Below are 23,360 nucleotides of genomic sequence, written 5' to 3'. Positions count from 1 at the left end.
GCGCTCCACGAATCGGCCGCAGCGGCCCCCTGTTGGAGCAGAGACCACGGGCAGCAGCAGTTGCGCGGCACGGGTGGGTTCCCGAGGGAACGATGAAGGTGACGTGCGCATGGACGATCAGACCAAGGTGGCTCTCGCCGCGGCCGTAGTCGCCGGTTACGTGCTGGGCCGTACGAAGAAAGGCAAGCTCGCCCTGAGCGTGGCGACCTATGTGGCGGGCCGACGGTTCGACCTCGATCCGCGCCAGCTCGCTGCCGAGGGCATGCGCAGGCTGGGGGAGATCCCGCAGGTCGCCGAACTGCAGGAGCAGCTGAAGGGGGAGGTCCTCGACGCCGGCCGAAAGGCCGTGACAGCTGCTGCCACTCGCGGCATGGGGACGCTCGCGGACACGCTTCGTGACCGCACGGCTGGCTCCGGCAAGAAGGACGAGGAGGAGCCGGAGGACGAGGAGGAGTACGAGGACGAGGAGGAGCCGGAGGAGCCGGAGGACGAGGAGGAGTACGAGGACGAGGAAGAGGAGGAGGACGAGGAGGAGCCTGAACACAAGCGTCCGCAGCGCCGCAGAAGCTCCCGGAAGCCGGCTCAGCCTGATCGAGGTACGGCGTCAAGGAGAGAGCGGGCCGGTTCTGCCCGGAGTTCATCCGGGGCAGCGTCGAAGGAGCCGGCTCGGAGGAAGAAGTCCTCTGCGACGAAGCCGGCCGCGAAGAAGGCAGCCCCAGCCAAGAAGTCCGCCGCTAAGAAGCAGGCTCCCGCCAAGAAGGCGTCTTCTTCAGGGCGGGCGGCGAAGAAGACATCCAAGCGCGCCGATCGTCGGAGGTAGCCCACCATGGCCGCGAAGGAGACGAAGCAGCCGGAGGCGGAGGAGTCGGGGGCGGGCCGACTGCGTGAGGAGCTGTCGGGTTTCCTCGGTTCACAGGTGGAGCGGCTCGCGGGTAAAGCCAGCGACAAGCTCACGGACGTCACGGGTCAGCTCACTGATGTCGCTGACAACGGCGGGTCACTGCTCAAGGTCGGCTCGCGCGTCCTCGGGGGTGAATCTCCCGTGAAGGCGTTCGTGTCCGAGAAGGCCAAAGGCGTCAAGGACAGCGTTGTGGACAAGGCCAAGGAAGCGTTCGGCGGCGGCAAGGGCAAGTCCAGCGGTAACAAGAGCATGAACATCATTGAAGTCCTCGATGTCGGCGTGCCCTTGCGTACGGCTTACGACTACTGGACGCAGTACGAGGAGTTCAGCAGCTTTACCAAGGGTGTTCGCGACGTCTCGATGGGCGACGAGGTGACCAGCGACTGGAAGGTCAAGGTTGGCCCTTCCTCCCGCAGTTTTAAAGCGACTGTTCAGGAGCAGATCCCGGACGACCGAATCGTTTGGACCTCCGAAGGTGCGAAGGGCAGCACTCGTGGTGCCGTCAGTTTCCACGAACTGGCGCCGACCCTGACGCGGATTGTCCTGGTCGTGGAGTACTACCCGTCCGGGTTCTTCGAGAAGACCGGAAATCTGTGGCGGGCCCAAGGCCGCCGTATGCGGCTGGACTTCAAGCACTTCCAGCGGTACGTCACTCTCACCGAGGAAGAGCCGGACGGCTGGCGCGGCGAGATCCGAGACGGCGAAGTCGTCATGTCGCACGACGAAGCTATGGAAGAGGAAGGAGCGGCACAGGCCGAGGACTCGGAGAATGACGGCGAGTACGAAACCGCGGAAGACGGCGATGCAGAGGACGAAGAAAAAGAGGAGGACGGAGAGGAAGACGAGTGGGAGGACGAGCCCGCCGATGAAGACGAGGAGGATCGATCCCGGTAAGCGACGTCACCAGAGGCAGGTGGCCAAAACCACTTTCTGTGACGGCCCGCCCTCTGCTGCCGTTCACGGGTTCGCTGTCACCTCGCGTAGACCGGCGGCTCTCCGTAGCAGGCATGCGGTCCCCACCACTTGGTCGGCTCTTCCCGAACGACCGAGCACCACTCGCGAGGCCTGGCCGCCACTCACCTCGGACAAGGCTTCGTCCGGTCCGTCGTGAGATCCGGTCGACCCGAGCATGGACCCGCGTGCGCCGGAACCGGATGATCGGGCTGTCAGATGTGGCGCGCGTTGCGGATGGGGATTCCTGCCTGGTGGAGGCTTGCGAGGGCTTGCCGGTAGGAGGCGATGAGGCTGGTCTCGAGGTAGGGGATGCCTAGTTCCCCGCAGTAGCGGCGGACGATGGGGTGGGCGTCGCGTAGTTGAGGGGTGGGCATGCTGGGGAACAGGTGGTGTTCGATCTGGTGGTTGAGACCGCCGAGCGCGATGTCGATGAATCGGCTGCCGCGCACGTTGCGTGAGGTGAGGACCTGACGGCGTAGGAAGTCGGGGCGGTCTTTGCCGGTCAGAATCGGCATGCCCTTGTGGTTGGGGGCGAAGATGGAGCCGAGGTAGAGGCCGAACAGGCCCTGGTGAACGGCGAGGAAGGCAATGGCCATACCTGGGGGCAGCACCAGGAAAAGCGCAGTGAGAAAGAGCGCGAAGTGGGCAAAGAGCAGGGTGCCTTCTTGCACGCGATGTTTCAGCGAGCGGTTGGTCAGGGCTTTCACGCCCATCACGTGCAGGTTGTAGCCCTCAAGCGTGAGAAGAGGAAAGAAGAGGAAGGCCTGTGAGCGGCCGATGAGTCTGGGAAGGCCCTGGGCGGCGCGGGCCTGGTGCTGGGACCAGACCAGCAGATCGGGGATCAGGTCGGGGTCGAGGGTTTCGTGGTTGGGGTTGGCATGGTGGCGGGTGTGCTTGTCTTGCCACCAGCCGTAGCCCATTCCGATGCCCGCGTTCCCGGCGATACGGCCGAACCGCTCGCTGGCCTTGCGCCGCCGGAATACCTGTCGATGCGCCACGTCGTGAGCCAGGAGGGCGACCTGGCCGAAAACAAGGGCGAGGAAGGCGGCGATGGCCAGTGACCACCAGCTGGAGCCGACGAGTACGAACGCGGTCCAGCCGCCGGCGTAGAGCACGCCTACCGTCGTGATACGGGCCGCGTAGTAGCCGGGTCGGCGGCGCATCAGCCCGGCGTCGGCGATCTCCTTCGACAGCCTGGCGAAGTCACTGCCGGACGCCTGGGAGGGAGGGGGACGAACAGGAGCGTGAATTGCCATCGAGACCGGAGCCTTCCGTCAGAAGGGGATGCGGCGGTGGGTTGCTTGGCAGCGCGACGGAGCAGGACCGAGCCATGCTGACGTTCGATGCTGTGCGGGGAGGGCATCGCCAACATGCTCAGCCGAATGCCCTGATGGAAGCGCGGCTACCAGTAGTGCCGTCGTCCGCCGACCGCGTGTCCTACCGCTCCCAGAATCCACAGCACAACCCCGATCGCGACCAGGACGATCCCGATAGTCCAGAGAATACCGATGCCGGCCAAGAGACCGATGATGAGCAGAATGATTCCGAGAATGATCATGATGACCTCCCGTGACGGGCGACCCCCTCTTCTCACAGGTCCCCGCCTTTTTGCGGAGCAAACTCGGGGCTAGCCCTGGCCAGCGCGTGCGCCTCCCGACAGCAGCATTGCGATCATGCTTGAAGGGCGACCACTGTCCAGTCGCGAGGGCTCATGCAGTCCGAGACTGAAGCGAGCGGCTCAGACATCGGCCGGGACTCTCCGGACGGGAAAACCGCTCCCACCTTCCTACAGGCACCGTCAGCAACGTCAGTGAGCCTGATATGACCGCTACGGCTGCAGGTGGGAGTATTGCCATACCGTCGGCAAAGCGTGTGGATGCAACCTCGAAGGACAGGCAGGTGAGGTCATGCCCAAGCAGTCGAAGCCGTCCCAGCCTTCGCATGGCGAGGGGCCGAGTCGGCACAAGGGTGATCAGCACGGCTGGTCGCCAGACTTGGACGAGACGCGTCAACAGGAAAACCCGAGCGCCCATCGCTCCTTCCACCCGGATGAATATGCCCCCGCGAAGGGCAGCGGCCGGAAGGTCTCCAAAGAGGAGTCGAAATCCGTCCCCGGTGGCACCGTTGAGAGCATCAGTCGCCGCGGGGAACAGCAGGGCAAGGGCTCTGGCGACAAGGGTATGCACGACAAGGGCCCCAAGGGCCGCTCACAGCGCCCCAGCGGAACCAAGGACGCCTCTGCCACGACCGGTGTGGACCCCCAGGACCCGCCCGGCAAGCGGAGCGCCGACTAGATAGCCGAAACGGCAACCGAAGTCATCGCGGAACCGACCGATGGCCAAACCAGTGCATACCGCTACGGTGATGTGGCCCTGTGGCGGCAGGGCGATCCCTAGTCTGCGCCCGGGTCGCCTCGGCGGTCAGGGTATCGCGCTGATTGATCTGATCATGGCGCTCCCGGTCGGCAACAGGCGTGTCGCCACGTGACAGGGTGAGTCCGCGGCGGGACAGGCTGCGGCGCTTGGCGCGCCGCGCGCCGATCAGCCGCAGGGCCAGTCCGAGCACAGCCGCCCCTCCGATAGCGATGCCGTAGAGGAAGAGCGTGCCGGTGGAACCCGTGACCTCGTAGCCGAAGACCGAGAACCCGCCAGAAAGTCCGTGCGCGCTGCTGTCAATCCTGTTCGTCATCGGCAACATGGCCAGCATTGGCATTTTGGCTTCTCCGGCCGGATCGCAGCCCCTATTGCAAGTTTAGGAAGCTATTTTCGGGTGAGGTTGAAGTTATCCATTGAGTTTTGAGGGAGCGGGATGTGAGTGACGTGGCAAAGGATGAGAAGGCAAAGGCCAAGGCGGAACAGGCTAAGGGTAAGGTGAAGGAGACCGCGGGCCGAGCGGTAGGCAACGAGGGTTTGACTACCAAGGGCCGCGCCGAGAAGGCGAAAGGTGACGTTCGTCAGGCCAAGGAGAAGATGAAGGACGCCTTCAAGCGCTGATACGGGCTCAGCGGATCCGGCGCGGAAGGATACTTTGCCGAAGCCGTCGGCATTGCCGTCCGGCTACTCTCGCTTGGTTTCACAGCGCCTTCCGAGCCGACGCCACGGCCCCGGTTCGCAAGGGCACCCCGCGGTGGCGTCGCCAGCCCGCCAGAGTCGTGAATACCCGAAGCAGCGGCTGCGTCGAGCAGTATCTTCCGGCGGGAGACCTCTTTTGGCGTGCCCGCTCAAGCACAGCGAGAGCGACGCGCGACACACCCGTGAGAGAAAGCGGCTGCCTCCGAGAGGGCGAGAGAGATCGGGGCCCGAGGCCAGCGGCCAGCCGACGTCGTCCAGGGTGCCGATTGAGGACCTGTGACGGCTGTTCGCCTGCACGCTGCTCGCCGGAGGCAACCCCCCTACTACCGAGAAATCCCGGACTCAGCACCAGGCAGTCTGCAGCGAGATCGTTTGCCGTCATGCCTGAGTGACGTCGCCAGTTGGGCGGGCATCGGCGGCCGTTGCCTGCTCGACGACGTCGGCGAGACGACTGAGCATGCTGCGATGCCGTACCTGGAGCAGTGCATCGATCAGCGAATTGTGCAGCGCGCCGCCTGGCCCGCGCAGAGGGTGCTCGTCGAGAATGACCAGAGCATCCGCCCCCCAGGGTCGGATTTCGATTGCAATTCGCGCGGTACCGAGTGGGCCGCTGTCCACCTCCAGCTCGAGCTGGCGAGGCCGCTCGACCCGGCGCACGATGGTGCGGCCCACTGCGGTCCACGGTCCGAGTCGTACCGTGTACTCGATCTGCGAATTGAGCTCGGGCCAGTGGTCATCGACCGGTCGGGATTCCGAGGTGCCCACGACCCAGTCCGCGTAGCGGCTCCCGTCCTCCAACACGCCCCACACTGCCATTGGCGGCTTCGTGATGAGCCGGTGGCGCACGGCCATAGGATCCTCCAGGGGTCTGAACGAGAAGCAATCGGGAGAACTCGGGCCCCAGAGACCACGGTCAGCCAGACCGCGGCGATTGGCAAACGCGCGACGACCTCCCCGCGGCCGCAGTAGCGTCGACACCGTATCCGGATATCGTTTAGCCCGGTATGGGTGAGGCCATTGCGCGTCGCAGGAAGCGGCGTTGGTTCGGGCCAGGCCCCTTCGGTACGCACGACCCGGTAGCGCATTCCAACGCCCGTTTACAGGACGCGTATTGACTCGATCCCCCCGCCTAATGACGAACGCCCTTACATGCGGCGCGCTCTCCTCTGTGGAAGGAATTCTTGCTGAGGAGGGCAGCTATGCAGCCCGAAGGACTACCAGCAGGCGGGCCGTCGCTGCCTGGGGGGATCCTCAGGTCGAATCGGCGGTGCTCGGTCAATTCCATGGTCCGTCGAGCCCGTCCAACCAGGACGCATTCGGGACGCGGTCGGGACGCAAGGATAGGAACAGACTGACAACGACTGGGGGACGCCGACATGGCTAAGCACCTTTGACTTGCTAGAACGACATGGATCAGCGTGGATCTGCTAGGGCCGCCAAGATCCCCAAAGGACTCATAATCCGTCGGCCGTGGGTTCGAGTCCCACCCGCCCCACTACGCAGGCCTCTGACCTGCAGAAACGTCTCATCGCGGGTGTGGATTCAGGACTTTGGCCCAACGGACTGAATCCGCTGCCCATGAGTTCGACAGCGTTGCCGTCGGCGGTAGTTCGAACTGGCCTGACCTTCGCGGATGTGTTGGCCCGACAGTCCGGGAAGTCACCGCATCTGGCCAGTGTGAGCGGCTGGACGGCGAATTCGGGACGCTGGCAGGACGCAGGGAATCGGAAGCGACTGCTTCGGCACCATGTTGCCCGACACCGCTCCGGACGTGGGTGGTGTAGTCCGCGCGGTGTGGCGGCAGGCGGCCGGGGTGCTGCGCAGCCTTTGGACCGGAGGGCTGTCGCCCGACCGAGGCGCGGGAGAAACGGCCCGTACTGGAAACGGCCCGAAGGAACACTTCGGTTCGCGCGGAGACGCCTTACGGGGCGCGGCTGTACGAGCGCCCGCGGGCGTCCCCGCACAGCTGGGCCGTGAGTCCCGAGCGCGGGGTGCCGGCGAGGTCGCCCGCCATGATCGCCGCGGCGCCCCGGTAGAAGCGGAACGGGGACTCCATCATCCGGCCGTAGCGGATCGGAACGAGTTCGGGCACCCGTGCCGCGGACTGCGCCTCCAGGATCGCCCAGCGGGTCCGGCCGGTCAGGAGACGGCTTGTACACGGCGTGGCCCGACCGCGGCGAACGGCGCCGCGCCTCTTTGCCGAGAGCCGCGCGTTCCTCGAGCGTGGCGTGCGGTGCCGCGCGCAGCGCCGTGGTCGCTTTCTGTGACATCTGAGACCCTCCTGCCTGGCCCTGCGGCTGTTGGGACGCCCGGCACAGGGCACGGCGGACAGAAGGGCTCCGTGGCCACCTCCGATGTCGGCCGGGTGGATCACCGATGCCGGGCGGGCGTCTGTTCTCAGCCCTGGGACTCGATCTCGGTCCCGCCGTCCCGGCCGACACCGTCGGCGCCGGATCCGAGGTTCTGGCTGCGTTCCCTGCCAGAATTGCAAGGTTAAAATAATTAAAACTGTGATTTGCCCAGAAGTGCGGCTTGCAGCCGCACGCCGACTGCGGCGATCGCGTACTCGCAGTCCCTGTGGGCGGCCGACACCGTCGGGTCCGATCTGCCCGGAAGGTCCGCAGCGAGGCCGTCGGCAGCCTCGGGAGGGCGCGGGCGGATCACATAGGCGCCAGGAGGAAGATTTCTCGATGACCCGCCCCGAAGACCCGCGCACCGCGGCGGCCCGGATGTTCGCCGAGGCCGGCGCGTTCGGCGAGCTTCTGGCCGGGATCGAGTGGGCGGCGACGCCGCTCGGGCCCCCCGAGTCCTGGCCGGGGCCCCTGGTGGACACCCTGCGCCTCATGCTCACCTCTGAGCACGGGATGGCTCTGTACTGGGGCGCCGAATTCACGACGCTGTACAACCTCGGCTCCTCACCCATTGTCGGCGCCAAACACCCCTGGGCGCTCGGCAGGCCCTATAAGGATGTGTTCCCCGAGGTCTGGGTCCACCCCGTGAGCTCCCACTTCCACTATGTGACCGACACCCGCAAGCCCCTGCTGATCCCCGATGAGCCGCTCATCATGGAGCGCCACGGCTTTCCGGAACAGTGCTACTTCGACTCCGCCTTCCAGCCTGTGCTGCTGGACGACGGCACCGCCGGCGGCGTGCTGCAGATCATCACCGAGACCACCGGCCGGGTACTGGGCGAGCGCCGGCTGCGCCTGCTGAGCGAGACCGGCGCCCGCACCGCCGGGCTGCCCACCCCGGGCGAGGTCGCCCGCGTCGTCGCGGAGGTGCTGGGCTCCTATCCCGAGGAGATCCCGTTCCTGGGCCTGTACCTGGCCTCCGAGCCGGGGATGCTGCGGCCGGCGGCCTCCGCCGGGCTCCGGCCGGCGCCCGAGGCCGTCTCGCTGAGTGCGGCCGACGGGTCGGAGGTCGCGGCCCGGCTGGCGCAGGTGGTCGCCGACGGTGCCCCTGCCACGCTGCCAGCCGCCGCGTTCACCGGCGGCAACACGGCCGGGCAGCACGCCGCGGCCCTCCGGCTCCCCGTCGAGCAGGCGCTGGCCCTGCCGCTGGACTGCGCGGGCCAGGTGGAGGGCGTCCTGGTGGTGGGCGTCAACCCCTGCTTCCCGCCAGCCGGGGCGTACCGGGACTTTTTGGAGGTGCTCGCCGCCGCCGTGGCCGGGGCGCTGACGGCCGCGCTCGCCCACGACGAGCAGCGCCGACGGGCGGAGGCGCTGGCCGAGCTGGACCGGGCCAAGACCACCTTCTTCGCCAACGTCAGCCACGAGTTCCGCACCCCGCTCACCCTGCTCCTGGGCCCGCTCCAGCAGGCCCTGGCCGACGAGGACCGGCCCGAGCGGCGCGAGCAGCTGGAGCTGGCCGAGCGCGGCGCCCTGCGCCTGCTGAAGCAGGTCAACACACTCCTGGACGTCGCCAGGGCCGAGGCCGGGCAGATGCGCCCGGCCCTCGAGCCGGTCGACCTCGCCGGTGCCACGGCCGAGCTGGCCGGGGTGTTCCGCTCCGCCTTCGAGGCGGCCGGGCTGACGCTGGAGGTGGACTGCCCGCCGCTGCCCAAGCCGGTGTCCCTGGACCGGGAGATGTGGGAGAAGATTATCCTCAACCTGCTCAGCAACGCCCTGAAGTTCACCTTCACCGGCGGCGCCCGGGTGCAGGTGGCCGCGGCAGACGACCGCGCCCGGCTGACCGTGACCGACACCGGCATCGGCATCCCCGCGGACGAGCTGCCGCGCCTGTTCGAACGCTTCCACCGGGTCCGCGGCGCCCGCTCCCGCTCCCACGAGGGCAGCGGCCTCGGCCTGGTGCTGGTGAAGGACCTGGTGGAAGCGCACGGCGGCACCGTCGGCGTGGACAGCCGGCTCGGCCAGGGCACCACCGTCACCATGGACCTCCCCTTCGCCGCCGCCCACCGGCCCCGCCCGGACCCCCCTGCGGCCGGCGCCGGATCCCTCGGGGAAACCCCCAGGGAAGGCGGAGGCGGCCGGCCCGGCCGCGCCGCGGCCTACGTGGACGAGGCGCGGGGCTGGCTGGCGACCGACCCCGTCCCCGCCGCGGCACGCACCCCGCACGCCCCCGCGACCCACGATGCCCCCCACGGCCCCGGCCCGCACGAAACCGACCGCCCCCACCGGGCCCGCCTGCTGGTCGTCGACGACAACGCCGACATGCGCGCCTACCTCACCCAGCTCCTGCAGCCCGACTACGACGTGCTGCTCGCCGCCGACGGCCGGGCCGCCCTGGAGATGGCCCTGGCGCAGCCGGTGGAGCTGGTGCTCAGCGACGTGATGATGCCCCGCATGGACGGCTTCGAGCTGGTCCGGGCGCTGCGAGCCGACCCGCGCACCGCCCGCCTGCCCATCGTCTTGCTCACCGCCCGCGCCGGCGAGGAGGAATCCGTGCAGGGCCGGCACGCCGGCGCCGACGACTACCTGGCCAAACCCTTCTCCGCGCGCCAGCTGCTGGCGCGCGTCCGCACCGGGTTGGAACTGTCCCGGCTGCGCGAACAGGTCCTGACCGAGACCCGCAACCAGCTGGCCGTGCTGGCCTCCCTGGCCGACGCGGGCCTGCGGCTGTCCGCCACGCTCGACCCGGACCAGGTACTGCAGACTGCCGGCCAGATCCTGCTGCCCGACTTCGCCGACCAGATCAGCATCCACCTCACCGCCGCGGCACCCGCCCCGGCGCAGTCGCCCCCGGCATACATCGCCGGCACCCCCCTTCTTGCCCGCGAGGCCCTGGCCACCGCCGCCACCCACGCGATCAACGGCACCGCCCCAGCCCCAGCCAGCCCGCACCCGGCGCCCGCCGCCGTGCTGGCCCTGCCACTGCACGCCCACGACCAGACACTGGGGGCCCTGGTACTGGTCCGGCACACCGACTACTCCGCGGTCGAACACAAGTATCTGGAGAACCTCGCCCACCGCCTGGCCCTGGCCTACGACAACTCCACCCGGTACCACAACGAGCGCCGCCTCGCCCTGACCCTGCAGCGCGCCCTGCTGCCCCACCGCCTGCCCCAGGTGCCCGGGGTGCGCCTGGCCACCCACTACCGGGCCAGCAACCGCGGCGCCGAGGTCGGCGGCGACTGGTACGACGTGCTCGCACTGCCCGACGGCGCCGTGGGGCTGGCCATCGGCGACGTCATGGGCCACGACGTGGAAGCCGCCACCGTGATGGGCCAACTCCGCTCCGCCCTGCACAGCCTCGCGATGGAGGGCGCCGGCCCGGCCCGGGTGCTGGCCAGGCTGGACACCTACCTTCAGTCGCTCGCCACCGAACGCTTCGCCACCTGCCTGTACGCGGTCTACAACCCACACCGCCACCGCCTGCGCTACGCCGCCAGCGGGCACCTGCCGCCCCTGCTGGTAGCCGCCGACACCGCCTACCTGGAGCTGCCCCCGGCGCTGCCGCTGGGACTGGGCAGCACCCCAGTCGACCGCGAGGTGGCGTTCCCGCCCGGCACCAGCCTGCTGCTATACACCGACGGCCTGGTGGAAAACCGGGCGCTGTCCCTGGACGACTGCCTGGCGGCCCTGCGCCAGACCTGCGGCGCGCTGCCCGCCGCCGCCCGCGCCGACCCCCAGCAGATCACCGAACGGGCTCTGGAGCTGCTGAACACCCCCGACCGGGTCGACGACGACACCGCCCTGCTCGCCGCCACCGCCGAACCATCGTGTCGAACCGGCGACCCGCAGGCTGGCGGAAGCGCCATACAACCGACCGCTACTGCTCGTAGTCATTGCTTAGGAAGCTGCGGATTTGCTGTAACGAACTGTCTTCATTGCTAATGGAGTCGCGGATCCTAGAGGAAGGGAAATCCGCTGCGCCGAGGTTCGGGTCCCTTTTTCGAGCTGGCGAGATCGCTTTCGTCCCTTTCGATCCTGTCCAACCGGGACGCATTCGGGACGCGGTCAGGACACAAGGACAGGAACAGACTGACAGAGACGAAGTAACACCGACACAGCTCGCCCGCTCTGACCAGCAAAAACGTCGTGGATCGGCGTAGATCGACAAGGGCCGCCAAATTCCCCAAAGGACTCATAATCCGTCGGCCGTGGGTTCGAGTCCCACCCGCCCCACAAAGCGCTACGCGTGGAGAAACGATCTGACCAGCGCTTTCGCTGGTCGGACGGATCTTGCTGGTGATCGTGACGGCCCGTTTGGATCACGGAAACGTGGTCCAGGGGACGCAGGGTCAGGCGGCCTGGGATTTTCCCTCGTCTGGCCCGTCTGCAGGGGACGCTGCACTCCAGCTCACCCTGCAGATCGTCAAACGCAGCGATGACATGCAGGGGTTCGTGGTGCTGCCGAGGCGGTGGATGGTGGAGCGCACACTGGGGTGGCTGCTCAACTCCCGTCGGCTCGCCCGCGATTACGAGCGCCGCTGCGACACATCCGAAGCGATGGTCCACTGGTCCATGGTCAGGCTGATGACGCGCCGGCTGGCCCGTCGGCGAGGCTGAACTTCCCCGCTACGGTTCGCACCAGCCACCCCCCTCCGCCAGTCGGCGGGCCCGCGAGCGCACTACACCCTCGATGCTCGAAGGCGTCAGCTCGATTCCCAACTCCTGCGCGATCTCCTTGCAGGCCATCGGCTTCCGGCCCGCGTGGCTCGCTTCGGTGAGCACCGCCAAGATCCGCTGATGGTCCACCGCCAGCGCACGGACATCGGCCCCCGTCCGCCACCGCGGCACGATCGATCCCGGCCGGGCGGGAGTCACGGCCTGCGTCTTCGACGCGCCCTTCGCCTCCGCTCCCGCGGTCGATCCGGACGCCGGAGGATCGACCCCGGCAACCGTCGGCACGTCCGCCGCCATGCCCTCCTCCTGGACCTGCCCGGCCAGGACCCCGCTGACCCGCCGCTGGGAGTTCACCAGCTCCTGCCAGTCAGTCTCGGCCTCGTGCAACTCCGCCAGCAGACGGTCGGTCTGCTCCCGCAGCACCTCCACCCGCTGCCGGGCGGCACGTTCCTCGTCCTCCAACAACCCCATCACCGACGGCATCAGCCCCCTCCCAGGCCAGGACAACACAACGCGCCATCCCTGCCACCGGATCTCGGACACTACGCCTGACCAGCGGAAACCTACCGATCACGTACGGAAAGACAACAGCTTCTAACTACTCCGGCAAACACCACACCCAATGGCCTGCACTTCCTCGCCCTGACCGACGAGAAGGGCCGCCTGATCTGGATCTCCGCGGCCCGGCCCGGCCGCACCCACTACATGACCGCCGCCCGCCGCGACCAGTTCCGCGCCACCGACCTCGGCGCCCTCGCGGACCTCGGCTTCCTCGGCCTGGACGACGACGCGGACGACCCCGTGGTCGTCACCGGCTTACCAAGGCCACCCGCTACCGCAAGCTCACCACCTGCGAAAAGGACGCCAACAGGCCCCTGGTAGCCGGACGCGCCCCCGTCGAACACGGCTTCGCCCACCTCAAGAACTGGCGCACACTCACCAAACTCCGCACCGACCCCGCCCGCGCCACCCAGCTCCTGCGCGCGCTGCTCGTCCTGACGAACCTCGAAGTCCACCGCTGACAGCCGACAAATGACCTTCAGTCGCAGACTGCCGCCCACGACCAGCAGGAGCACCCCGACCGAACCTCACGGAAGAGACGCTGACCAGCGACGGCCGCGGCGGGGTGGTGGGACTCATGTTGGCTCCCGATGGCACGAACAGGCTGAGATCAGTTACCGAGATTGAACAGCCCAGTGTCGGCCCGGGTGTTGGGGATGCAGACGTTGGGGAACAGCTCCTCCACCGATCCGTCCTCCCGCTCGATATCGGTGCTCACCGTAACTCCCACGGTAATCGTGCTGGTGGCGTCCCGGTACTTGGGCGTCGGGCTTGCTCACTGGATCAGTTCGATGTGCGGGTGGGACGGGTCCGCCGGGCAGGCGTGGAGTTGGAGGTTGTTGCCGCCGGTGATGTCGATCAAGGTGAAGTTGCCGTCCTCCTCGCCCAGATGATGCGGGGCCGGGGTCGTCCGTTCCTCCTCGGCGATCCAGGTCTCGCCGGCGCCGTCCCATTCCGAGGAGGCGATGGTGAGGAGCGGGACCGCCTCGGTGCCGCACTCAGGGCAGGAGCGGTCGACCGGGTCGGTGGGGCTCCAGCGGGTCCAGCCGCCGGTCTTCCAGCCGGGGGCGGTGCTGAGGTTGGTCAGGTAGAGCTCGCCCGGGTCGTCCGCGTACGAGTTGTAGTCGGCAGGGTCGATCGCCGACCAGCGGTCCATGTCGTCCAGCTGGTCCCGGAGCTCCTGGCTCAGCTCCAGGGGGTGGGGGTAGTCGGTGACCTGCTCCGGCGAGAACAGGCACGGCTCCGGGAGGTAGTGCCGGGACTGGATGACCGGCGGCTCGGGCGGTGCGTCGAGGGCGTCGGCGACCGTGGCGGAGGAGCGCCAGAAGAGGGTGGTCCGGGGGTGGGCGGCCTCCTCGTGGTCGAAGGGGCACCACAGGACCTGGAGGAGGTCCGCGCCCGGCGGGCACGGAAGGGGGGCGTCGCGGGTGTAGAGCTGGGCGACGGGGAGGAGGGGGACCGGGGCGTCGGACCACGGGCGGCCGGCTTTGATCCGCTCCCAGGTCTCCCGTTCCTCGGGGGTGGCCGCGATGGCCTCGGGGTCGAGGCGCAGCCGCTCGGCCGATGCGGCGAAGTCGCGGCGGAGGAGCCGGACGTCGTCCGGAGAGAGGACGGTCGGCGACGCGTGCCGGTCGTGCGGACCGTCGCAGTACGGCCACGGCTCGCCGGCGGGCCACAGGAGCGGCCCGCCGACGGAGCTGTCGTGCACGGTCGGCGACCCGGGGCGCGGGTGCAGCCGGGTCGCCGTACGCGCCAGCGGGGCCAGTTGAGGGAAGAGCGCGGTCACGTCGAATGGCCGCGGCGGGGTGGTGAAACTCATGCCGGCTCCCGTTGGCGCGAACTGGGGGATCAGTTACCGAGGTTGAGCGTCCCGGTGTTCCCCAGGGTGTTGGTGACATAGACGTTGGGGAACAGTTCTTCCACCGTCCCGTTGGCCCGTTCGATATTAGCGGTCATCGTGACGCTCACCGGGATGGTGCTCTTGGCGTCCTTATAGACGGGGGTCACCTGGTAGAAGACCGCGTCGTTCGCCCCGAAATCGGCGATGGGGCCCTTGATCAGGTCCTGCGCCTTGGACTCGAAGGTCCGCATGCTGGGCGTGCCCGTGTTCATCCCGGACTGCCAGCAGGGGACGAGGTTGAACCGCGTGACCGCACTCGTGCCCTTTCCGCCGAGGACCTTCGGGATGAGATGGCACCGGGCCAGCGAGGACGTGGGTGAGTTCGCCGTCTTGAACGCCTGGGCGTCCAGCCAGCCGGTGATGTCACCGGAGGTCTCGGTGCCCTTGCCGAGATTCCGCCCCAGGCAGGCCTGCGCCTGGGTCGGCCGCTGTCCGGCCCCGCTGGTCGGAACGGTCTGCTGGACGAGAACAACCGACTCGGTGGTGTTCTTGAACCAGCCGTCGCCGCTGGGAAGCGAGTCGGCCGGCGCGGGGTCGTTCAGGCAGCCGGCCTGCGGTCCGGTGTCCGGCGTCGAGATCGTCAGCTCGAACGGGTCGGTGTCGATCACTCGCTGGTCCTTGAAGCCGTCGGCGAGCTGCGTCTGTGCGAACTGCGTGTCGGCGGCGGTGACATGGGCCTGTACGCAGGGTGCGGTGCGGTCCAGTTCATGGCCGTCGTTCAGGATGTACGTGTCCCACTCGCCGTTGCCGAGGTTGGGGATCACCTCGACGCACTGCGTACCGGCGGCACCGCCCTCCTTCGCCTCGCCGAACGGGAAGTCGCCGCAGGTGTCGGTGTCGACAAGTTCCGTCTGCGCCACGAAGCCGCTGCACGTGCTGGCCGTGCGGCCGGCCACGCCGTTCGTCGACCTGGTCAGGGGGCTGCCCTTCTTGCCCCAGGCACCGTCGAGGTTCTTCTGGGCCCACTCATACGCGGCCACGGCGCCACCGGGGTCGGAGCCCTGCGCGCTCATCGGCACGACGGCCATCACCGAGGGGACGGCACAGCCGGCCGACGAGGTGCCCCCGACCGCGTCGTCGCAGCGGATCTTGCGGGGGTTGTCCCACGAGGCGTTCGGATCGACGGCCGCGGCACCCGGGGAGGTCACGTACATCTTGTACGAGGTGGTGAACTCCACGTCGGTGTTGGCGGCGGGGGTCGAGGAGTAGGCGACGGAGCCGCTGACGGACTGGCCCAGGATCAGGTCACCGCCGTACCAGGGCGCGGTCTTCGTCGTCGTGCAGCCGGTCGTGCAGGAGGCGCGGAACTTGGCGTTGAGGGCGGTGACATCGCCGCTCGCACTCGTCATCTTCGCGGTGATCTGCTCGTTCCAGGCCGTGCCCTTCGCGGGAAGGGTCGCGCTGGTCGAGACCTGCAGGGTGCCGCGTCCGATCTCCTTGCCGTTGCTGTCGCGCAGGATGTAGAGGACGTTCACCCCCGTCACGCAGTACTCGAAGCGCTTGTAGGTGTAGTTGCCGGGGTTGGTGATGTCGCAGCTGCCGGTGTCGGCGGCTGCGACTGCGGCCCGGGTCTGCTGTGGTGTCGCGGTGGCGGGGCTGGTGCTCACACACGCCTTCGCGGCGCCTGCCCGGCGTTCCTTCGAGCCTGCCTGCGTGGGCTGGCAGTGCTCCCCGGACTCCGCCCGGAACGCGGCGGTCTCGGTGAGGGGCGCGGTGGCCGGCAGGTCCGCCGAGTCGAGCCTGCCCACCCGCTGCGGCTTCTCTTCGGCCCTCTGCTGCGCCGGGCTCATGCCGGTCGTGGTGAGCCCCAGCGTCACCACGGTCAGCAGTGCCAGAACGGTCGACCGGGCACGTCTTCGGCCGGGCCGTCCAGGTCGTATTGCATGCGTGATCGTCATACCTCTCCTTTTGGTGTGGGTGCCCCGATGGCTTCGGGCGAGGGGCAATGGGGCACCGGCACAGCGATGCCCCCGGGCAGCGGACAACTGCCGGACATCCAGGGGATCCGGACCGGCACGGTCGGCAGTTCGCCCGCGTGAGAGTCGTTCTCGTGCGGTGGGGACCGGCCGGGCCGCCGGGCTCGCCGGCGCCGGGATCGTCCGGGCTCGGGCCGAGGCCGTTCGGGTCGGCCGGGTCGCCGAGCGCTGCGACGCAGGTCAGAAGATGGACGACAGGACCTTGGTGGCCCCCGACACGACGTCCTCGCCGACGTCGGCGATCTTGCCGACGACGGGCTTGATGAGCTTGCCGCCGAGTGCCTTGTCCGCGGCACCGATCCACTTGGACTGGCCGAAGGTGACCAGGCTCAGGCCGGTGCCGATGGCGGATTCGATGAACTCGCCGCTGGAGAAGCCGTGTTCGATGCCGGTGAAGAGGGTGCCGAGGGCGCCGGCGCCCATCGAGACCGCGGCGAAGAAGCCGGCGGCCGCGGCCGCCGGGGGGAACACGAAGGCGGCGAGGGCGCAGCCCGCGGCCAGGAACCCGGCGCCGACGCTGATCGCGTTGAACGCGTCGGCGTAGAAGCCGGCGTCGTTCCACCACTCGTCGGCGTCCGCGCCGGTGCCGTTGGGGTTGATCTGGTCGTTGGTGTCCTTGTCGGCCGGGTCGATCTTGGCCTCCCGCTCACGTCGGGCCTTCTCGGCAGCCGCCTTGGCAGCCGCCTTGACCTCGGCCTCACGCTTGGCCGCAGCGATCTGCCTGGCCTCGGTGGCCGCAGCCGCCGCCGTCGCCGCGTCCTTGCCCGCCGCGATCGAGGAGGCGCGGGCATCGGCGGCCGAGGCCTGGGCGCTGTAGGACGACTTGAGGGCGGAGCGGGCGGAGTCCATCGCCTTGTTCGCCGAGTAGTTCGCGGAGCGGGCGGCACCACGGGCGGTCGACGCCGCCGCGCTCGCCTTGTTCGCGGACGCCTTGGCGTCGGCCGCGGACTTGTCGGCCGCGTCCGCGTTCCGCCTGGCCTCGTCGGCGTAGTCGTCGGCCTTGGCCGCGGAGTCAAGTGCCTTGGCCGCCCAGTCCTTGGCCTCGGCGGCGGCGCTACGGGCGTCGGCGCCGGCCTTCGATGCCAGGGCGGCGTTCTCCTGCGCCTTCTCGGCGATCTTCGCCGCAGCCGCGATGGCACCGCGGATCGCGGCGACATGGGTGGCGGTGTCGTGGTCGAGCTGGGCCGTCCGGAACTGCACCAGGGAGACGAAGTTGCGGCGCATCCAGGTGGGCCCCTCCATGGCCACCTCGGCGTACGCCTTGGTGAAGGCACCCCCGGTGTTCATCAGCGTGACGGTGAGGACCGCGTCGTCCTCCCGTATCGCCTCGGGGTAGTCGTGGTCGAAAAACTTCTGCAGCGATTCGGTGGTGTTGAGGTCGAGTGCCTTGTTCGCCGCGGCGGTGACGGCCTTGCCGGGCTTCGAGGCCAGGATGCGACCGATCGCCACCCGGTTGTCCTCGTCGGAGGCCTTCTTCATGCCGCCGGTGAGGAAGTCGCCGACCGCCTTGGAATCGGGGCTCTCCAGGGCACCCTGGGCCGCTTCGGCGATCTTGGGACCGGCGATCGTGGCCACGTGGAGCGTGGTCTCCCGGTCGTCCTGTCCCTGGGCCAGGAGCCGGTCGAGGTCGATCCAGGCGTACACGTCGTCGTCCGTGCCGGAGAGAGCGAACTGGGCTGCCTGCCGGGTCCAGGCACCCCTGGAGCTGAGCAGGGCGATGGCCGCCTTGCGCCCCTGGACCGCCGCGAGCGCCATGTCGTTCGCCGCCAGCGCCTGCTCGGCCTTGGTGATCAGATCCTTGGTCGCCTGATCGGTCTGCTGGGCCTGGGCGGCCTTGTTCTGATAGGCAGTCAGCTCCTTCGTCTCGATCTCGGCGAGCAGCCTGACCTCCTCGATGGCCTGCAGTTTGTCCTGCTCAAGGGTTTCCGCCTCGGCCTTCCGCGCGTTCTGCTCCACCAGGAGCGCGTCCGAGACAGCCTTGGTGGCCGTGTTGGCGGCCAGCACGGCCGCCGCCGCGTGGGCGGTGGACCTGTTGGCGTAGTCGACGGCCTTGCCCGCGTACTTCACGGCCTCCTCGGCGGCGGCCGCCGCCTTGTCGGCGTGGTCCGCCGCGGAGTTGGCGGCGTCCCGTGCGGTGCGGGCGGCCGCGGCCGCGATGGTGGCGAGGGTCTGGGCGGTGGAGGCGGCATTGGTGGCCCGGTTCGCGGCGCTGGACGCGATCGCGGCCTGGCGCTTGGCCTCAGCGGCCTCCGACTGTGCGGCGCCGGCGGCGTTGCCGGCCTGGGCGGCGGCGTTCGCGGCGGCGGCCGCGTTGCGTGCGGCTGAGGCGGCGGCGGAACCGGCGGCGGCGGCCTTGGTTCCGGCGACGGCGGCCTGGTCGGCCGCCTTGGCCGCGGTACGCGCCTTGGCCGCGGCGTTGCGGGCGGCGACCGCCGCGTTCTTGGCGGCCTCGGCCTTGCCGGCGTCCTTGGAGGCACCGATCGCGGCATGGAAGGCGCGGGCCGCGGCGCTGCCGGCGTTCGCGGCGGCCTGGGCGGCGCCGGTGGCGGCCCAGGAGGCGCGACGGGACGCCGACACAGCGGCGTTCGAGGCGTTGATGGCGTTACGGGCGGCATCCGCCGCGCCCTTCGCGGCGCCCGCCGCCTTGCGGGCCGCCGCCCCGGACTTCTGCACATCCTCCTTGGCAGCGGCTGCCTCGGCGGAGGCCTTATCCGCCGCCTCCTTTGCCTTCTCCGCGGCGGTCTGGGCGCGCGCGGAGGCCTCGACGGCCAGGTTCGTCTGGCGCTCGGCGCGCTTGCCCTCCCGCTCGACGACGGCGACGAGCTCCTCGATCGTCGCCGACTCCTGGTCCCGGGCACGGGCGATGTGCTGCCCGGTCTCGATGAACCACTCCACGTCGGACGCGGTGCCGCTGAGGGCACGGTCGGCGTACTTCTGCACCTCCGGGCCGGCCTGCATCAGCATGGTGGTGACCTGGACCCGGGCGTCCTCCAGGCGTGCGTCGTACTGGGTGTCGGTGAGGAACGCGGTCAGGGTCGACTGGGTGTTGGCGTTCAGGGCGGCGGTGGCGTCTCGCTGGACCGCCCTGTCGCCGGTGCCCGACACGATGGTGGTGGCCACCCGCAGGTCCTCGAGGATGGCGGGTTTGAAGCCGTCCCTCAGGAAGTCGGCGATGGCGGCGTCACCGTTGTCGAGGGCGGCGACCGCCTCACGGCGCAGGCCCTTGCCCGCGCGGTCCAGGCAGCTGACGATGGCGACGCGGTTGTCCTGCACGGTCTGCTTCGACAGCGTTTCGGCCAGGAAGGTCTGGATCTCGCTGTCGGAGCCGAACAGGGCCTCGGCGGCTGCCGCCTTGACGCCTCTTCCGCCCGATATCCAGGCTTTGACCACCTTCGCCCGCTCGGTGTCCGGCAGCGGGACCGGATCCGGCGCCGCGCCCTGTGCCGCGGCGGCGACCGGGGCGAGGAGCACCGAAGGCGTGGAGGCTACGGCGGTGGCGGCGGCGAGCGCACCAAGCACGCGGCGCCGGCTCCAGAAAACTGTCTGCATAAGAGCGTTGTCCTCGTGTGAGCTGTTGACAGGACATGTCGGATCTCACTGGCAGGGCGGTTTCCGACGTGCCCGCGGGATGGAATGCCAATGGATGCGAAGTAGCGCGTAGGCGGCGCTTCTTGTAGTGCTGGACCATATCAACTGCTCCTACAAGACAAGCCAATTGGGGAGTCCGATTCCTCAACGCACCTTGGAACTAAAGTCCTTGACTGTCCCTCAGGGATTCTTTGCATGCCCTTCACAGTCCTCCGTACAACCTTTACGAAGTGTGGCGGAGATCACGAATGGAGCGCATAGATTGCCGCAGTATGCGTGGTTTTCTGCACTCGACCTGAGGGTCACTTCATGTTGGTATGGCGAAGCGGATGATGATCACCGGGGCAGGGGGGCCTCTCGCTTCGAGAGGTAAGGGAACTGCTTTCCAAGGGAGTTGGGGTATACCCGGCAGAGCGATGTCGATATCGCATTCCTGTGCACCCGAATTCGAGCCCGGTGATGAACATCCGGCCGTCAGTGACGAACTTGGGGATGCAATGAAGGAATACAGCAGAATGTCCTTGAAGCCGCAGCGCAAGCGGCTTGCGCGGCGCGCACTGGGCGCGGCCGCGGTCGGCGCCCTGGCTTGGATCACGGCGACCACGGGCATCCCCGGCGGGGCGTCGCAGCAGACGGGCCCCACCGCACTGGTCGCGGGGGACGCCCCCGGTTACGCGGTGGAGGACTTCAACTACCCGCAGGCGGACAAGATCCTGGCCGAGAAGAACATCGTCCTCAAGCGCGGCGACGGGCACATCACCCTGGCCGACTGTGCGGGTGGCACCGGCCTCCTGGAGATCATGGCCCGCGACAAGGCGGACAAGATCTGCTTCAAGGTGGTGGGCAACTCCGGCTGGCTGACCCTGGAGATCCCCGCGGTCTACGCGATCAAGGGCAACGACTACACGACCGCGGTCGACATGACCGTAGGTACCGAGGAGAAGTCGTTCGACATCACCAAGAACGCCTGGACCTCGGTGGGTGAGGCCGCGGACACAGAGGGCCGCGATCACATGCTCGTCGAGATCAGGTCCTCCAAGTAACTCCCCGACCCCGTCTCAAGGAAATGGTCATGCATCGTCCACACCACGCCCGCTCCGCCGGGCTCGCCGCGCTGACCGCGGTCCTGATCGCGGCTCCGCTGGCGCTGACCGCCGCGCCCGCCCACGCCGTCACCGGCACCCCTCAGGCCGACGAGTCCCTCGCGTTCACCGCGCGTCTGGACATCGGCAACGGCCAGCGCGCCTGCTCGGCCGCGCTGATCGACACGCAGTGGCTGCTCACTGCCGCCAGCTGCTTCGCCGACAACCCGGCCGCGAGCCTGGCGGTGCCCGCGGGCAAGCCGCAGCTCAAGACCACCGCCACCATCGGCCGTAGGGATCTCACCACCACGTCCGGGCAGGTGCGGGACGTCGTGGAGCTCGTACCCCACCCATCCCGCGACGTCGTCCTGGCCAGACTCGCGAGACCAGTCCCCGCCATCACCCCCGTCGCCCTCAGCAGCACCGCGCCCGCCGTCGGGGAGGAGCTGCGGGTCGCCGGGTATGGCCGCACCAAGGGCGAGTGGGCGCCTCTGCTGCTGCACACCGGGACGTTCACCGTGGACACCGTGAACGCCGTTGAGGCAGGCATCACCGGGCAGAACGGCGCCGCCGTCTGCATGGGCGACACCGGTGGCCCCGCTCTGCGTACGGTGGGCACGACGACCCAACTCGTCGCTGTCAACAGCCGGTCCTTCCAGGGCGGTTGCTTCGGCATCGACGCGGCCGAAACCCGCACCGGCGCGGTCAACACCCGCGTCGACGACCTGCGCGACTGGGTCGCCGCCAAGGTCGCGGCGCCCCGCGTCACCGACTTCAACTGCGACGGCGTGCAGGACGTCGCCGTCGGCGACCCGAAGGCGACCGTCGGCGGCGACGCGAACGCCGGACTCGTACGGGTCATCTACGGCGGCGGCAAGGGCAACGAGGAGATCAACCAGGACCTCGCCACCGTACCGGGCGACGCCGAGCCCTCGGACTGGTTCGGCCAGACCCTGGCGGTCTTCGACCACAACGAGGACGGCTGCAGCGACCTGGTCGTGGGCATCCCCGCCGAGGACATCGGCACCGAGGCGGACGCCGGCATGGTGAACATCCTCTACGGCGCCCCCGCCGGTCTCACCAAGGGCAAGGCATCCGTCTACCTGCAGCAGGGCAGCGGCGCGGGCGCCATCCTGGGTGCGGCGTCGGAGGCCGGGGACCGGATGGGCCACGCCGTGGCGGCCGGCCACACCGCCGACGGTGAGCCGTACCTGGCCATCGGCGTGCCCGGCGAGGACCTGGGCACCGTCGCGGACGCCGGCGCCGCCTTCTACCTGCGAGGCGCCACCAACATCGGCGTGCACCAGGACAAGCCGGGCGTGGCGGGAACCGCGGAGAAGGGTGACCGGTTCGGTACCTCCATGGCGGCCTCGCCGAACCACCTCGCGATCGGCTCCCCGAACGAGGTCATCGGGACCCTGGCGAACTCCGGCGGACTGCAGATCTTCGAGCACAAGCTGAGCGCGGACGGTATCCCCAACCCCAAGGCGGGCGTCGACCAGGACACCGAGGGCATCAACGGTGCGGCGGAGGCCGGCGACCTGTTCGGCGCGTCGCTCTCGATGGCCGCGTACCGGTCGGCCGGCGCGCTCGCCGCGACCGACTCGATCATCGCGGTCGGCTCGCCCGGCGAGGCCATCACGGTGGGCACGAGCAGCAAGACCACCGCAGGCCGCGTCGTCACCCTTCGGGTGACCTCGGCCGGAGTGGTCAGCCAGCTCGGCGACATCCAACAGGAGGCCGACGGCGTGGACGGCGGCGCCGAGACCGGCGACCGATTCGGCTCGCAGGTGTCCGTCTTCAACACCGCGCCGAACGCGGTGAGCACCGCCTCCACCATGCTGATGGCGGTCGGTATCCCGGGCGAGGACGTCGGGACCCTGGCGGACGCGGGCGCGGTGCAGACCTTCTCGCTCCTCGGAGCGGCGGGTGACCGCGACTACTGGATCCAGGCGGGCAACGCCTCGGGCCTGCCCGGCCCCGCGGGTGCGTCGCAGCAGGTCGGCAACAACATCACCACCGGCGCCACGCACCTCTACATCGGCATGCCCAACGGCCCCTCCGCGTACGGCGCCGTGCATGCCCTCCCGTGGGCGAACGTCACCGGCGGGACGACCGCCGCGGTGACGACCTACCAGCCCGGCCTGAACGGGATCCCCGCCGCGGGCGTGGCGTTCGGTACGGCGATCCGCTAGGACATCATCCAGGACCTCGTGACCTGAGTTCCATGCGGGTGCGAGCCCCGGAAGGAACCTTCCTTCCGGGGCTCATTCTTCTCCGGGGGAGAATGACGAGCCGGTCG

At 69.0% G+C, this 23,360-nt stretch carries 16 protein-coding genes and 2 pseudogenes; 9 read left to right on the top strand and 9 right to left on the bottom strand.

All coding sequences use genetic code 11. From position 1 onward, the window contains the following. The first annotated feature begins 109 nt into the window (after positions 1–109). Both ACFYXH_RS06640 and ACFYXH_RS06635 read left to right on the top strand, forming a co-directional pair. Positions 110–820 (top strand): histone protein, encoded by a 711-nt coding sequence (locus tag ACFYXH_RS06640; protein WP_389561036.1) that lies wholly within the window; start codon positions 110–112, stop codon positions 818–820. Positions 821–826: 6 nt separating this feature from the next. Next, positions 827–1,795 carry an SRPBCC family protein gene (locus ACFYXH_RS06635; protein WP_389561035.1) on the top strand — a complete coding sequence of 323 codons (969 nt, stop codon included), beginning with the start codon at positions 827–829 and terminating at the stop codon, positions 1,793–1,795. Between the two features lie 272 nt (positions 1,796–2,067). Here the strand turns inward: ACFYXH_RS06635 and ACFYXH_RS06630 are convergent, their stop codons facing one another. Both ACFYXH_RS06630 and ACFYXH_RS06625 read right to left on the bottom strand, forming a co-directional pair. Then, on the bottom strand, positions 2,068–3,111 hold the full coding sequence (locus tag ACFYXH_RS06630; RefSeq protein ID WP_389561034.1) for a fatty acid desaturase family protein: 1,044 nt from the start codon (positions 3,109–3,111) through the stop codon (positions 2,068–2,070). Positions 3,112–3,257: 146 nt separating this feature from the next. Beyond that, positions 3,258–3,413 (bottom strand): DUF6131 family protein, encoded by a 156-nt coding sequence (locus ACFYXH_RS06625; protein WP_389561033.1) that lies wholly within the window; start codon positions 3,411–3,413, stop codon positions 3,258–3,260. Positions 3,414–3,762: 349 nt separating this feature from the next. Between ACFYXH_RS06625 and ACFYXH_RS06620 the strand changes: the two genes are divergently transcribed. Then, complete coding sequence (locus tag ACFYXH_RS06620) at positions 3,763–4,149, top strand: hypothetical protein (protein WP_389561032.1); 387 nt, start codon at positions 3,763–3,765, stop codon at positions 4,147–4,149. Between the two features lie 22 nt (positions 4,150–4,171). On the opposite strand, the gene ACFYXH_RS06615 is transcribed toward ACFYXH_RS06620, so the two are convergent. Next, entirely contained in the window at positions 4,172–4,567 is a 396-nt protein-coding gene (locus ACFYXH_RS06615; protein ID WP_389561031.1) for a hypothetical protein, read from the bottom strand. A gap of 107 nt (positions 4,568–4,674) precedes the next feature. On the opposite strand from ACFYXH_RS06615, the gene ACFYXH_RS06610 reads away from it, so the two are divergent. Then, positions 4,675–4,848 carry a CsbD family protein gene (locus tag ACFYXH_RS06610; RefSeq protein WP_389561291.1) on the top strand — a complete coding sequence of 58 codons (174 nt, stop codon included), beginning with the start codon at positions 4,675–4,677 and terminating at the stop codon, positions 4,846–4,848. A 456-nt stretch (positions 4,849–5,304) separates the two neighbouring features. Here ACFYXH_RS06610 and ACFYXH_RS06605 read toward each other — a convergent pair whose 3' ends face one another. Further along, positions 5,305–5,778 (bottom strand): SRPBCC family protein, encoded by a 474-nt coding sequence (locus ACFYXH_RS06605; protein ID WP_389561030.1) that lies wholly within the window; start codon positions 5,776–5,778, stop codon positions 5,305–5,307. Between the two features lie 1,099 nt (positions 5,779–6,877). Then, a pseudogene (locus ACFYXH_RS06600) lies at positions 6,878–7,196 on the bottom strand (DUF2252 family protein); the annotation flags it as partial. A gap of 420 nt (positions 7,197–7,616) precedes the next feature. Between ACFYXH_RS06600 and ACFYXH_RS06595 the strand changes: the two are divergent. Together ACFYXH_RS06595 and ACFYXH_RS06590 are read left to right on the top strand one after the other, a co-directional pair. After that, a complete protein-coding gene (locus ACFYXH_RS06595) occupies positions 7,617–11,219 on the top strand; it encodes a SpoIIE family protein phosphatase (RefSeq protein ID WP_389561029.1) in 3,603 nt (1,200 codons plus the stop codon). Between the two features lie 459 nt (positions 11,220–11,678). Continuing rightward, positions 11,679–11,894, top strand: a pseudogene (locus ACFYXH_RS06590) (transposase); the annotation flags it as partial. Positions 11,895–11,903: 9 nt separating this feature from the next. Here the strand turns inward: ACFYXH_RS06590 and ACFYXH_RS06585 are convergent. Beyond that, the gene (locus tag ACFYXH_RS06585) at positions 11,904–12,434 is read right to left on the bottom strand and encodes a hypothetical protein (protein ID WP_389561028.1); all 531 of its coding nucleotides are present in this window, start codon (positions 12,432–12,434) and stop codon (positions 11,904–11,906) included. A 222-nt stretch (positions 12,435–12,656) separates the two neighbouring features. On the opposite strand from ACFYXH_RS06585, the gene ACFYXH_RS06580 reads away from it, so the two are divergent. After that, on the top strand, positions 12,657–12,833 hold the full coding sequence (locus tag ACFYXH_RS06580; RefSeq protein ID WP_389561027.1) for a hypothetical protein: 177 nt from the start codon (positions 12,657–12,659) through the stop codon (positions 12,831–12,833). A 454-nt stretch (positions 12,834–13,287) separates the two neighbouring features. On the opposite strand, the gene ACFYXH_RS06575 is transcribed toward ACFYXH_RS06580, so the two are convergent. From ACFYXH_RS06575 to ACFYXH_RS06565, 3 genes are all read right to left on the bottom strand, one after another. Then, positions 13,288–14,331: a hypothetical protein gene (locus ACFYXH_RS06575; RefSeq protein WP_389561026.1), complete on the bottom strand. Its 1,044-nt coding sequence runs from the start codon at positions 14,329–14,331 to the stop codon at positions 13,288–13,290. A 29-nt stretch (positions 14,332–14,360) separates the two neighbouring features. Beyond that, positions 14,361–16,310 (bottom strand): DNA/RNA non-specific endonuclease, encoded by a 1,950-nt coding sequence (locus ACFYXH_RS06570; RefSeq protein WP_389561025.1) that lies wholly within the window; start codon positions 16,308–16,310, stop codon positions 14,361–14,363. Between the two features lie 258 nt (positions 16,311–16,568). Further along, entirely contained in the window at positions 16,569–19,937 is a 3,369-nt protein-coding gene (locus ACFYXH_RS06565) for an ALF repeat-containing protein (RefSeq protein ID WP_389561024.1), read from the bottom strand. A gap of 554 nt (positions 19,938–20,491) precedes the next feature. On the opposite strand from ACFYXH_RS06565, the gene ACFYXH_RS06560 reads away from it, so the two are divergent. Continuing rightward, complete coding sequence (locus tag ACFYXH_RS06560) at positions 20,492–21,019, top strand: hypothetical protein (RefSeq protein ID WP_389561023.1); 528 nt, start codon at positions 20,492–20,494, stop codon at positions 21,017–21,019. Positions 21,020–21,048: 29 nt separating this feature from the next. Then, entirely contained in the window at positions 21,049–23,253 is a 2,205-nt protein-coding gene (locus ACFYXH_RS06555) for a S1 family peptidase (protein ID WP_389561022.1), read from the top strand. Positions 23,254–23,360: the final 107 nt, after the last annotated feature.

The organism is Streptomyces sp. NPDC002730, assembly GCF_042888805.1.
Lineage (GTDB): Bacteria > Actinomycetota > Actinomycetes > Streptomycetales > Streptomycetaceae > Streptomyces.
Note: the sequence above shows the minus strand (reverse complement) of the source record. Positions and strands in the feature narration are given on the sequence as shown.